At 37.1% G+C, this 12,965-nt stretch carries 14 protein-coding genes and 1 riboswitch; of the genes, 6 read left to right on the top strand and 8 right to left on the bottom strand.

All coding sequences use genetic code 11. From position 1 onward, the window contains the following. Positions 1-25 precede the first annotated feature (25 nt). From ACSVI6_RS06890 to ACSVI6_RS06875, 4 genes are all read right to left on the bottom strand, one after another. Complete coding sequence (locus ACSVI6_RS06890) at positions 26-1,351, bottom strand: IS3 family transposase (protein WP_491716077.1); 1,326 nt, start codon at positions 1,349-1,351, stop codon at positions 26-28. Between the two features lie 97 nt (positions 1,352-1,448). Further along, complete coding sequence (locus tag ACSVI6_RS06885) at positions 1,449-2,495, bottom strand: hypothetical protein (RefSeq protein WP_491720963.1); 1,047 nt, start codon at positions 2,493-2,495, stop codon at positions 1,449-1,451. 129 nt (positions 2,496-2,624) lie between these two features. Then, positions 2,625-3,209, bottom strand: a complete 585-nt coding sequence (locus ACSVI6_RS06880) for a hypothetical protein (protein WP_491717405.1) — start codon at positions 3,207-3,209, stop codon at positions 2,625-2,627. 113 nt (positions 3,210-3,322) lie between these two features. After that, positions 3,323-4,252, bottom strand: a complete 930-nt coding sequence (locus tag ACSVI6_RS06875; protein WP_491720962.1) for an NADP-dependent oxidoreductase — start codon at positions 4,250-4,252, stop codon at positions 3,323-3,325. A gap of 178 nt (positions 4,253-4,430) precedes the next feature. Here ACSVI6_RS06875 and ACSVI6_RS06870 point away from each other — a divergent pair, with 178 nt between their 5' ends. Both ACSVI6_RS06870 and ACSVI6_RS06865 read left to right on the top strand, forming a co-directional pair. Continuing rightward, entirely contained in the window at positions 4,431-5,255 is an 825-nt protein-coding gene (locus ACSVI6_RS06870; RefSeq protein ID WP_491717403.1) for an SDR family oxidoreductase, read from the top strand. 27 nt (positions 5,256-5,282) lie between these two features. Further along, positions 5,283-6,320, top strand: coding sequence for a zinc-binding dehydrogenase (locus ACSVI6_RS06865; RefSeq protein WP_491720961.1), 1,038 nt, complete (start codon positions 5,283-5,285; stop codon positions 6,318-6,320). 72 nt (positions 6,321-6,392) lie between these two features. On the opposite strand, the gene ACSVI6_RS06860 is transcribed toward ACSVI6_RS06865, so the two are convergent. Continuing rightward, entirely contained in the window at positions 6,393-6,770 is a 378-nt protein-coding gene (locus tag ACSVI6_RS06860; RefSeq protein WP_491720142.1) for a DUF2255 family protein, read from the bottom strand. Between the two features lie 70 nt (positions 6,771-6,840). Then, entirely contained in the window at positions 6,841-7,344 is a 504-nt protein-coding gene (locus ACSVI6_RS06855) for a hypothetical protein (RefSeq protein WP_491720960.1), read from the bottom strand. A gap of 573 nt (positions 7,345-7,917) precedes the next feature. On the opposite strand from ACSVI6_RS06855, the gene ACSVI6_RS06850 reads away from it, so the two are divergent. The 4 genes from ACSVI6_RS06850 to ACSVI6_RS06835 all read left to right on the top strand — a co-directional run bounded on the left by ACSVI6_RS06850 (position 7,918) and on the right by ACSVI6_RS06835 (position 11,007). Further along, on the top strand, positions 7,918-8,811 hold the full coding sequence (locus ACSVI6_RS06850) for a histidine phosphatase family protein (protein WP_491720959.1): 894 nt from the start codon (positions 7,918-7,920) through the stop codon (positions 8,809-8,811). A 140-nt stretch (positions 8,812-8,951) separates the two neighbouring features. Continuing rightward, positions 8,952-9,575: a FadR/GntR family transcriptional regulator gene (locus tag ACSVI6_RS06845; protein ID WP_491720958.1), complete on the top strand. Its 624-nt coding sequence runs from the start codon at positions 8,952-8,954 to the stop codon at positions 9,573-9,575. Position 9,576: 1 nt separating this feature from the next. After that, a complete protein-coding gene (locus tag ACSVI6_RS06840) occupies positions 9,577-10,320 on the top strand; it encodes a sulfite exporter TauE/SafE family protein (protein WP_491720146.1) in 744 nt (247 codons plus the stop codon). Positions 10,321-10,338: 18 nt separating this feature from the next. Next, entirely contained in the window at positions 10,339-11,007 is a 669-nt protein-coding gene (locus ACSVI6_RS06835; RefSeq protein WP_491720957.1) for a type 1 glutamine amidotransferase, read from the top strand. 60 nt (positions 11,008-11,067) lie between these two features. Here the strand turns inward: ACSVI6_RS06835 and ACSVI6_RS06830 are convergent, their stop codons facing one another. Both ACSVI6_RS06830 and ACSVI6_RS06825 read right to left on the bottom strand, forming a co-directional pair. Further along, the gene (locus ACSVI6_RS06830; protein ID WP_491720956.1) at positions 11,068-11,820 is read right to left on the bottom strand and encodes a 3-oxoacyl-ACP reductase; all 753 of its coding nucleotides are present in this window, start codon (positions 11,818-11,820) and stop codon (positions 11,068-11,070) included. Positions 11,821-11,868: 48 nt separating this feature from the next. Next, a riboswitch (TPP riboswitch) is annotated at positions 11,869-11,958 on the bottom strand. A gap of 95 nt (positions 11,959-12,053) precedes the next feature. Beyond that, positions 12,054-12,710: an NAD(P)H-dependent oxidoreductase gene (locus ACSVI6_RS06825; RefSeq protein WP_491720955.1), complete on the bottom strand. Its 657-nt coding sequence runs from the start codon at positions 12,708-12,710 to the stop codon at positions 12,054-12,056. Between the last annotated feature and the right edge of the window lie 255 nt (positions 12,711-12,965).

The following is a 12,965-nucleotide window of genomic DNA, read 5'->3' as shown; positions in this document are numbered from 1 at the left end:
CTATAGGTTGGACTAATACTTTTTGCTAGGATATCAATCCCAAATATTGATTTGGTGATTGGTATCCTAGTTTTTCTTTTAATCTATTGTTATTGTAATCCTTAATCCATGTTTTCATCGCATTGATTAAGGATTTTTTGGTATCATAATGCGTATTCATCATTTCAATTTTCATGATATGGAAAAATGATTCCATTTGAGCATTATCTAAACATGTCCCCTTACGGGACATGGACTGAATAGCTTCATATTTGTTTAGTGTTTGAACCCAACTATGACTCTGGTATTGAATTCCTTGATCACTATGCACAATTGAATGCTTAACAGTGTTCTGGATTCTTTTTAGTGCCTGGTTCAACGGCTTTAATGTTAGTTCAACTGTTGGATGGCTGCTAATTCCATATGAAATGATTTTATCAGAATATAAATCCATCACTGGAGAAAGATAAACCCGATGGTTTATATCTTCATTTCCATATCTAAATTCACTTACATCTGTTGTTATCTTCTCTCCAAAACTATTAGATGAAAAATCACCATTTAAAACATTATCAGCAACATGGCCTACTTGGCCATGGTAAGAGTTATATTTACGTTTTCTTTTTCCAAATAGTTGGCACTGTAAACTGTATTTTTGCATAATTCTCTGGACTCTTTTGTGATTAACATGGTATCCATTATTGTTAAATAATGCTGTTATTCTTCTATAACCATAAGCAGGATGATCCTTAACAGCCTTTTTCACCTCAGTATCAAACTCATCATTTATTTTCGAAAGCGAAGCTTTTCTATGATGATAATAACTACTTTTAGGGAATGAAATTGATGATAATATTCTAGAAATTGCAACATCACTAAATTTTTTCACTAATAAATCAATACTTTCGTATTGATTATTAGTGCTTAGTAATTTTTCATAGGATAGTTTAATCGATAAAGCTAAATTTTGCTTTTTTAACAGTTTAATTTGCTTTACAGCGCTATTTGTGAGAACATTCTTTTGATGGGACTTACGTTTATTCATTAAATATAGGCTTCCATTCTCTAATCTCCGTTGCCATGTAAAGATGCTCGACGGAGATGCAATATTAAAATGAAGTGCTGTTTCTGGATACGACTTGTGGTAGAGGTGCATCCATTTCAGCACTTTTAATTTATACATATAAGAATATTCTTGATTATAATGTTTTGCAATAAGCGCTTTTTTACCAAATTTTTTATACGTCTTTACCCACGAGTAGATTGTTGCAACACCCTTAATGCCATATTTATGGTTCAACGTAGTTGATCCAACTCCAGAAAGGTATTCTAAAACAACTTTCAATCTAAATTCATAACTATATTTTGCCAAAATAAAGACCCCCGTATGCTGAACATTTTCTGTCCAACATACGGGGGTCTCTTCAAGTCCAGCTGGACTAGTTTTTTTATTCCATATTTTCAAATATTTATTTTAATAATTTATGGTGCCATTTTTGACCATCATAGCTATTATGATACCAATTTTGACCATTAAATTCATAACTATAATATCTAGTTTTACTAAAATCACCATTTTTAGCGGACAATCCAATATTCCAAGATTGGTAGTTAGTATTGTATATGGTATCACCAGCCCTTAACACCACTTTCTGAAGACCGCTTGTGGTTGGCTTTTCTAACGATGTGATCCCATTATTACTAGTGGTGTTGTAAGGTAAAATATTTGAATTACTTGCATAATAAATATGTTTACCAATTTTTACTTGAACTGTTTTATCTTTATATGCACGGACTTTAAATACCTTAGTAATATCCTTTCCCTTATAATTAATAAAATTATTTTTTAAGACCCGCTTAATTTGGGTAGTAAGTTTTTTATCTTTCGAACTGTCGGTATCAGTATCATTATCTTGATTCATTAATTTTTCATAGCGTTTTAACCCAGAATATGATTGAGAAAAAATGCTGTTATTCCCAAGACCATCTGTTAAATTAGCTAATGAAAGATATCCTGATTGCCATTTATCATTCGTAAATGAATTACTGGTTAATGTTTTAACGTTAATTTTACTAATCTGATCGTTGTTACTAGTTAATTCAAAGTGGACAATATCATTATAATTAATCGTCCAATATGGCTTTGTGACCGAAAAAGTGCTTTTTCCATAAATTAGATCATTTTTGCTTTTCGTAATTGCAAAATACGAATTGCTAGGTGGACTATAGGAACGCATCCCCTTGGCATAGATGATTGTATTTGCTGGAATGATTTTTGTTTTAGTGACGATCTTTTGCCCTGAAGAATCACTTGGGTAATGAACTAGTTTTGCTTGAACTGGTTGGGTCAATTTAATTTCACGACAGTAGTCCCAATAAAATTTAATCGATGCTGGAACCTGGTCATTAGATACGATGATTCCATCTTCATTTTTTACTTCGGCATGAACTGCATTTGTTACCAGTAGAAATAATGTTGCAGATAACAACATAGTGGTCGTGATTTTTTTAATCATGAATTCCCCATCCCCTTCAATACATTATCTAATTTAGTCTTTTTACGCTTAAATTATCTAATAATTAAAAAATAACCTCTGGATGAAGAACCATCATTCAGGGGTTATTTAAACTTTCATTTTTAATGATTATTTTTTAGCAACCACAATGGCTATGCTTTCGTGGGGGAATTTACTATTATTTGGATTGTATCCATAAACGAACCCAACTCCGAGACGCTTAAAGCCCTTAGTCTTAATGAATTTATTATAATTCTTACCAACTTTACCACTACTACCAGCGTTGAATAATGGTTGTTCTACCCAACTTGCTGTCTGAGCAGCATTTAAACGTTTATTGTTCCAAGCTCTAGAAGTAAAAATAGATTTATTGTGGTTTTTAGCATAGTACTTACCTGCAATTTTATTGAATGCTTTATCATTAAATGCTCTATGTTTACCACCAAAGATATACTTCATTGCTTTGCTGGCATATGTCTGTGCTTCCTTGTTTAATTTCTTATCAAATTTCATTTGTTTGGCACCACGAATATTAATATATTTTGCTTCGTTAGCATCATCTAAAATCATTTCCTTAACAAGGGGGACGTAATCTTTTTGAACGTGCTCTACGTGTTTAGCAGCAGAGACGTTCGTAGGATTTGAATATGTAAGTCCGAAGACAGTCCCACTAGCCAGAATTGTGGAAATCAATAAAGTTTTTATTTTTTTCATAATATTCACCTCATGAATATTTTAATTTAATAAATATATTTAATCAATTATTGTGATTAAATGATAATAATCATTTAAATCGTTTCATAATTATTATCTTAAAAATTGATTAATTAAAATATAACTACAATCTTACCCGTTGTATGCCCTGCTTCACTTTCTTCGAACGCCTGCTTAACATTCACCAAGCTAAAATCATATTGCTTTGAAATGGTCACCTTGACTTTATTATCAGCAATTTGTTCTGCAATTGCAGCTAATTGATTCGGCTTAACTTCAGTCTGAATGAAATCACCATTAATGGATAGTTGCTTACAAATATCCTGGTCAGGCATCCCACTAGTTGAAACGATTGCTCCACCGACTTTAATCAGCGAATAACTAGCCGCCAGCGTCTTGCCACCAATCAAATCTAAAATTTTATCAAACTTATCAACGTCTTTAAATGCATCGGAATTGTGATAATCAATTACCTTATCAACTCCTAACCCCTGCAAAAAATCATTATGATCAGGACTAGCGGTCACTGAGACATTGGCTCCAGCATTTTTAGCAAATTGAATTGCAAACATCCCCACTGCTCCTGCGCCACCTTGGATCAATAACCGTTCACCTGCTTGAAGGTGCAATTTATCGAATAATGATTGATAGGCAGTTAAACCAGCCACTGGAATCGTCGCCCCATCTTCAAATGATACTGAACTCGGCAGAATCGCGGTTAAACTATCTAAAGTAACAGTTTCTTCTTGAAGCGTTCCCTTATAGGTATTAACAAATGATACGACCCGATCACCTGGTTTGAATTTGGTAACAGATGATCCAACGGATTCAACCACCCCAGTGACATCGATCCCAGGCGTTGCTGGAAATTGCATGGACATCATCTGTTGCATATAGCCCATCATTAACTTCCAGTCCATTGGATTAATGCTGACCGCCTTAGTTTTAACGATGATTTCATGTTCAACAGGGTTTTTAGTAACTTTGTCTGCTAACTTTAGAACTGAATTATTACCATATTCATTGTATTCAATTGCTTTCATCTTAATTCCACCCTTATGATAATTTACTACTATGCTTAAATGCTAGTATTATCAAAAACTAAAGTCAATTGAATGTATTTTAATAGTGAATCCTAAATTAATAAATAAAAAACGTTGACTTAAACCCAACTTTAAGCTGTAAGCTAATAACATCAAATCAAGAAAGTAGATGAATATTTTGGCAAAAGATGTAATGATTGTAACGGGTGCTGGTCAATTAAGTATGGCGATTGCTAGACGGATGGGTGCCGATAAAAAGATTATCCTAGGGGATAAGAACCCTAATAATGCTAACCGAATTGCTGAAACGATGACGAATGCGGGCTTTGATGTCGAGGCCGTAGAAATGGATCTATCGTCACGGGCATCAATTCAGGAAATGATCCAGACTGCTCAACAATATGGTGAAATTAAACAACTCGTTAACGGGGCGGGACTATCACCTAGCCAAGCATCGATCGAAGCGATTTTAAAGGTCGATCTATACGGAACGGCAGTTTTATTAGAAGAAGTCGGTAAGGTTATTGCCAAGGGCGGAACTGGGGTCACCATTTCCAGTCAATCTGGATTTAGAATGCCCGCCCTTACTGCTGAAGAAGATCAACAACTTGCTTGTACCCCAACTGAACAACTATTGGATTTAGCCTTACTACAACCCGATAATATTGAAAATACCCTTAAGGCTTATCAACTGGCCAAGCGTTGTAACGAAAAACGAGTGATGGCAGAAGCCGTTAAATGGGGCAAGCGTGGTGCGCGGATTAACGACATTGCTCCTGGAATCATTGTTACCCCCCTTGCAATTGACGAATTTAACGGGATTCGCGGTGATTTTTATAAAAAGATGTTCGCTAAGTCCCCTGCTGGACGGCCAGGTACGGCTGATGAAATCGCTAACGTTGCTGAGCTATTAATGAGCGACCGCGGGGCCTTCATCACTGGTGCGACCTTCCTAGCTGATGGTGGTGCGACTGCAGATTTTTACTACGGTGATAAAGATTAAAAACTAATTTTAAGGGAGAATTTAAATATGAAACAAACACGTTTTGTGAAAGCTGGGAAAGTCGAAGTGAAAGACGTTGCCAAACCAGAAATTGAAAAAGACGATGATGTTATTTTACATGTTGTGCAAGCTTGTGTCTGCGGATCAGATCTTTGGACATACCGTGGATTAGATAAGAAAGCACCTAATTCATTGAACAACGGCCATGAAGCAATCGGAATTGTTGAATCAGTTGGAAAAGCCATCACCACGGTTAAGCCTGGTGACTTTGTGATTGCACCGTTCACCCATGGGTGTGGCCATTGTGCAGCTTGTCGGGCTGGCTTTGATGGGAATTGTCAAAGCCATTCTGATAATTTTAGTAACGGGTATCAATCAGAATATGTGCGCTTCCAACATGCAAATTGGGCTTTAGTGAAGGTTCCTGGCAATCCAGAAGATTATAGCCAAGGAATGCTCAATTCATTCTTAGCCCTATCCGATGTAATGGCCACTGGATTTCATGCTGCTAAGACAGCAAACGTCCAAAATGGTGATACAGTTGTGGTTGTTGGGGACGGCGCAGTTGGGCTTTGTGGAATCATTGCTGCTCAATTACTCGGTGCTAAGCGGATCGTTGCCATGAGTCGTCACGCTGATCGTCAAGCATTAGCCAAAGAATTTGGGGCGACCGATATTATTGAAGAACGTGGGGATGAAGCAGTCGAAAAAGTCATGGAAATTACCCACAACGCTGGTGCCGATGCCGTACTCGAATGTGTCGGAAGTGAATTATCGACTAATACCGCTTTGAAGGTTGCGCGTCCTGGTGCCCACGTTGGTCGTGTCGGCGTTCCCCATGGTAACATTGACTACCCAGTTGCATTCTGGAATAATGTTGTCATCGCTGGTGGAATTGCATCCGTAACGACTTATGATAAAAACATCCTATTAAAAGCAGTATTAGATGGTCAGATCAATCCTGGAAAAGTATTTACAGCGACTTACAACATTGATGATGTTGATGATGCTTATAAAGCAATGGCTGAAAGAAAAACAATTAAGTCAGTTGTTACTACTAAATAATTTAATAAAAAATACCCAATAATTGTTATTAATTTTTAACAACCATTGGGTATTTTATTTAGATTGAAGCAACTACTTAGGATCGATTTCGACTGTTGCAGAAACAGGGCCTGCCTCAACCATTGGTGGATAGTAAGGACTGCTGCCATACTTATCCTGATAGGCTTGGTTGATCTTTGCATCTAATTGTGAATTACCAGCAGCTGATTTGAAGGTTACTTCAAATTCTTGTCCCGCCAATTTGATCTTTCCGGCCCCCTGCTTAATTGCTGATTGGTACCAACTCGAATGTTGACCGTTATAACCACGCACGTAAAGATTACCATCAGCAACGACCGACCAAATGAACGTCGGTGTCCCGTAAGTCTTGCCATCGTCGTAAAATGGTGAGATGTGCATATCATCTGCAGTAGCAAAAGCTTCTAACTGTGAAGCATTCCATTTTGTCATAATATTGCCCCCTTCTGTGATTAAGACTATTAAACCACCTAGAGTTAACTATAAGTCAAGCACCACGCACCTAGACGTTGAATACCATGACCAAGATCAATAAGATAATGAAACCAAAAAACGCTACCACGAAGAATGTCCAAATAATAATTGGTAACCCGAAAATAATCGTTAATGTCCAAACGAAAATGTTCTCTATATAACTTGGCTGATCTTCTGGGAGTTCTTCATCAACAGTGTTTTCGAGTTCACTGACCGTACATGGTGCATTCGTTCCAGATGCCCATATTGCTCTGGCAGGACAGTTCGGACATGCTGAAAAAGTGCTCGGATACACAAAATTACATCGGGAGCACTTTACATTTGGTGCTTGGTTAAAATGTGGTGAAGCCTTCCGCTCATCAGCATGGGTCGGATGATAATCGATCGAACCACACTCTGGACAGGTTATTTGGGTGTCCTGGTAAATGCGTTTGCATCGATAGCATTTTACCTCCACCCCACCTGGTTCGTCATCAGCAACTGATGTGGCGTTAGCATTGGAAGCATCACAATAAGGACACGCTTTAAGCAAATCATTATAAATATAACCACATTTTTGGCATTTTAACTTTTTTGCCGATGCTAAATTAACGTCAGCGTAGTTAATTTTATTGAATTCTGGATGGTCGTATGGGGTTGTTTCACCTAACGTTGCATCGCAATTGAATCTAGGACAAGCATTTAATATTGGGTAATCAAGATCATCAATGCAATAAATGTAGTCACATAAATTACACCTTAAATAAATTCCTTCCCAGGTGCTAAAAAATTTTTTATTTTTATTACTATCTATTTTGTAGCAATATGGGCATTCATTTTTTGAATCAACTCTAATAAACCCACATTTAATACATTTAATGTTCATATTTTAAAATCCTTATTTATGACGATGTTTAATTCATAATTATAGGTTATAAATTAGTTATAAACAATTTTTCTTTTTTTATTTAGTTAAAGTAAGTATTTGCTTGTGACTATGCGCAGTCCTCTATCATGTTAGCCCCCATTAATTACTTATTTTTTACATTTTTATGCTAACTTTTTTACAATTTCAGAGATATGATAAAGATGCATCAAAAAATTAAATAGAAAAAAGGCGATTATTTTGAAGCATTTTAGTAAATTGATTCCCATCAGTGTAATTGGTATTTCGTTATTGACAGTAAGTAGTTCGACTCTCAACGTTAGTGCAAAAGCAAGTTCTAACAAGAATGAAGTTACGATCTACCTAGCTCGCCATGGTGAAACTACGGGAAACGTAATGGAGCTTGCAGAGGGTTGGGATGATTATCCATTAACCCCTAAGGGCGCAAAAGTGGCTGAAGAAGTTGGTGCTGGATTACGCGGGATCAAGTTTACTGATGCAGCGTGCGGAAAATTAATTCGACACTTAGATACGGTTAAAGACATGTTGGTTTACTCTGGTAATGGTAAAGTTACCGTTAACGAAACGCCCCTATTTAGAGAAGCTGGTAACGGTGAATACGAACTAGACAATTATGACCAAGAAGATGCTGTTTTAAATAAGTACTACAACGCCACTAGTCGTGCAGAGCTACAAAAGAAATTTGGAACTGATTTTGTAGTTAAGATGCATGATGCATTGTACGAAATTGACAAAGATAGTACCAAACTCCCTAAATCTGATCGAGCAGAAAGTGGTACTACAATCGTTAAACGTGAAGCCAAAGGCATTAAAGAAGTAGCTGAACGGACTGCTAAGGAAAAGGGGAAAAACGCCCTTGTCGTTAGTTCCGGAGATATCATTACTGCATACTTATCAAAATATGATCACAATATGAGTGCTGCTGATAAGAAATTAATTACCGATGAAGCAATGCCTAACTCAGGAATCACAAAGGTTTATTACAATGTTAAGACCAATAAAGTTAGATTTGGTAAAGTCGGCGATACCAGCTACGTCAATAAGGGCATTAAATACTTAAAGGATCACAAAGTTAAGGATCAAAAAACAATTGATGTAAAATATCAAGATTAATCATTAAATATTAAAACGACCTAATCATCTTTATTATTAGGTCGTTTTTTTTATGGCAAAAAACAATAATCACCCTTGTAATAAAATACATCTGATGTATTATATAAGTGATATGATGTATTTAAGGAGGGAAAGTTAACATGCAATCTAAAAATATAAGTCTTGGCACGGAAACGATCCAAAAAATCATTATGTATATTAAGGAACACCACTTAACTACTGGTGATAAGTTACCCAAAGAAGCTGAATTAATGAATGAACTAGCGGTCGGTCGCTCCACTATTAGAGAAGCAATGCAAATCCTCGCCCATTCAGGCGTGGTTAGCATTAAACAAGGATCAGGAACATACGTTCAACAATTGGAGCTGATCGACGAACAAAATCCCCTGCTATGGCGAACTGAGAAAATGCTTGAAAAAGAGGCCATTGTTGAATTGGTTGATAATGATATTACCCCTGAAGAATGGATCACCCTCAAAGCATATCTTACTAGAAGGAATCAATTATTATCACAAGGCAAATTCAATGAATACCTTGAACAAGATATCCTATTCCATGAACAAATCGTCAAAATGTCACAAAATGCGTATTTAATTAAGTGGTTCAAGGAACTAAAGCCACTATGGAAAAGTCATCTAAGTCAATCAATTGCTAAGAATCCACACTATAAAGGGAAAATTAAGCATCATAATCAGTTGTTCGATGCATTGATGGATCGAAATGCAGAAGCTGCCATCAAGTTAATTCAGGAAGTAGGCAAATAAAATGTTATCAATCCCAACAATTATTTTCTTAATTATCGGTGGACTGGCGGCTGGGGTTTTAAATGGGATTGTCGGGATGGCGGTCTTAACAATCTATCCCATCCTGTTGTCAATTGGCGTTTCTCCCATCATGGCAAACGTAACGGCCACCATTAGTATTATATTCAGTGGTTGTACCTCGGTCCTATCATCTGCTAAGGAAATCAAAAGTTATCGTAAACAAGCTGGGGTCATCACATTACTTTCAGTATTTGGTTGCATAATTGGCACGTTCATCCTAATCAACAGCAGCAATGCTCAATTTAAACGGATCGTCCCGTTTATCATTATGTTTGCCGGAATCATGATGTTGATCCCCAAAAAAGACCAGCCCCATGACAACCGCTTCATACGAAGCATTCAGTACCTGTTTCTCCCCATCATCGGTCTTTATAACGGCTACTTTGGTGCGGGTTCAGGAATTTTAGAAACCGCAGTGTTGTCCAGAATTATTCATGCCCCGTATTATGTCTACAATGCGATTAGAAACGTTTTGTCACTAGCTAGTAACATTATCAGCGCCATTATCTTCATTTTGATTTTACCAGTGGACTGGATCGTTATCATTCCACTAGCGATTGGACTAGTGGTCGGCGGCTATTTAGGACCGATCATTGTTAAATTCATCCCTACTAAAGTGATGGAAATTTGCGTGGGGATTTTTGCAATCGGATTATCAACCTATCTATTTATTACTACCTATTAGAAAAGTGAGGTTACCAATATGAGAATCAATATCTTACAACACACTCCAAACGAAGGACCAGGATCAATTTTAGACTGGGCGCAAGCACACGACCATGAAGTCTATACCTATCATCCATACCAATTCGGCTACTTACCTACTGCAGATGAAACCGATATGTTAGTTATTTTAGGAGGACCGATGAGTCCCAACGATAACTTCCCCTGGATCCAACAGGAACGCGATTTAATCAATACCCTTTTAAAGCGGAATACGCCAATGCTTGGGGTCTGTTATGGCGCGCAACAAATCACCAAGGCCATGGGATACCCAGTTGGTAAATCGCCAGTCAAGGAAGTTGGTTGGGCAGCTGTTAAACTAGAAAGTAATGCCATTTCTGGATTACCAAAACAAGTCACTGCCCTTCACTGGCATGAAGAAATGTTCAAAATTCCAGCAGGGGCAGAACGTTTATTTTCCACCCCTGGCTTAAAGAACCAAGGGTTCGTGATGAACCATCGAATTGCGGGCCTCCAATTTCATTTGGAACCCAAGGCTAATAACGTTCGTGAGATGGTAGTGAATGATTTTCCATATATTAAGGACTCGATATTAGGCCAAAGCGCTCAAGAAATATTGAACACCCCAGTTCCAATTGAAAATAAGGCCGTCATGTTTAGAATACTAGATTACATTAATGAACAATAATCAATGAAAAAAGGCAGTAGCATTCACGAATGTGATTACTACTGCCCTTTCATTTGATATTTAGTTCATTGTTAATCCACCATCAACAGTGTAATTTTGACCTGTAATCCCATCACTTTCGTCTGATCCCAAGAACACCACCATCTTAGCAACCTGTTTCGGAGTAGTTACTGATTTAAGTGGCGTTTGATTGGCAATTAAGTCAAACACCTCGGGAGTAGTAACAGCACTGGCATTAGTGGTTCTAAGTAATCCCCCTGATACCATATTGAAACTAATCCCATCACTCCCTAGTTCGGCTGCTAAGTTTCTAGTAAACCCAATCAATGCTGCTTTTGCGGTAGTGTATTCATGGTAAGGAACAACCGGATTTTGAAACAGGTTCGTCCCGATATTAATGACCTTCCCATAATGATTTTTAATCATATTAGGAAGCACACTTTGGGTAACGTTAAAAGCACCCTTCAAGGTCCCGTCAATTTGTTTTTGGTAGTCATCCCATGATAAATCTTGAAATGCCTTTTGCTTAACGGGGTCAAATTTAAACCCGACTAAAGCATTGTTAACAACGACGTCTAGACTTCCAAAATGATCAATTGCCTGCTTAACTAGTGCATCGATTTGGCTTCTGTCCCTAACGTCGGCCTGGATTGCAATTGCATGGTCTGATCCAATTTCTTCAACTACTTGGTCAGCAGCGTCTTGATGATGGTAATAATTTACCACGACGTTAAAGCCCCGTTCACCAAATTGTTTCGCAGTTTCAGCGCCTAATCCTGAACTTGCTCCTGTAATTAAAACTGTTCTTGCCATTTGAAAAATCTCCTTAAAAGACTAATCGAATGAAGCAATAGCTTGATTTTATACACCTTTAATAATCCCTCCGCTAGCATTACCTAGATCAGGTTCATGGGTATCATCTCAGCCATTCCAGCACCCCATTAATCGGTATATTATTTGAATCCACTTATATATTAAGCGATAAAAATGAATTAATCAACTCAATATAAAAACACAATCCAATAACGAATTGTGCTTCATCTTAATTATTTAATAACTCGGTAGACAGCCTCCATTGGTTGGCGTTTCTTAGGCGTAATCGCTTGGTCACGATAACCAAAACTTACCATTACAGAAACGCTCCACTTTTTAGGATCGAATGCTCCATAATCAGACAGAATCCGATCAATGTTGACACGGTTAAAGCCCTCGATTGGACAACTATCAATGTCTAATGCTGCAGCGGCATCCATCATGTTCGCCAATGGAATGTAGGTTTGCTTTGAAGCCCAATCAAATAATTCACGCTCAGTATTTAACTTAAAATCATTTTCCTGAAAATTAATGATTTTTTTAGAGAACGGTGAATCAATATCAAACGGGTGGCCTTGAACATCTTCGCTCATATGCTTAATATGAGGGGAATGAATATTCATATCCTTACGAGCTAAAATTACAACAAATTTGTCAGCGCCGTCAAGGCTCTTTTGCGCTCCCCAGGCATCGTTATACATTGCCTGCTTCAATTCTTTGTTTTCGATCAACAAAAATTGCCAAGGTTCAAGTCCCATTGAACTAGGTGATAATCTAGCGACCTCCATAATGGTATGCCAATCCCTATCGGAAATATGTTTGTTCGGATCATACTTTTTAGTCGCATACCTACGATGGGCTAAGTTAATTAAAGCTTCGTTTTTATCCATAATTGTCATCCTTTTTAATTGATATAATAATAAATTATCATTGATAACAATGTGCCGCAATTAATTCGCCCTCGCTCAGCTAATTATCGATCAGATTTTAATGGATTAGGCCTTTAAATCAAGGCATCATCATGATTAAGCGATAATTTGAAAATAATTATAAATAAATTAGATAAAACCCTTTACATTCTAATTTAATTGCGTTATATTATTATCAACAACAAAGCAAAGGGGATGTTTCCAATGCAAACTGAA

Source organism: Nicoliella sp. ESL1106 (assembly GCF_058509965.1).
The sequence above is the reverse complement of the archived record's forward strand: the minus strand, read 5'-3'. Positions and strand labels throughout refer to the sequence as shown.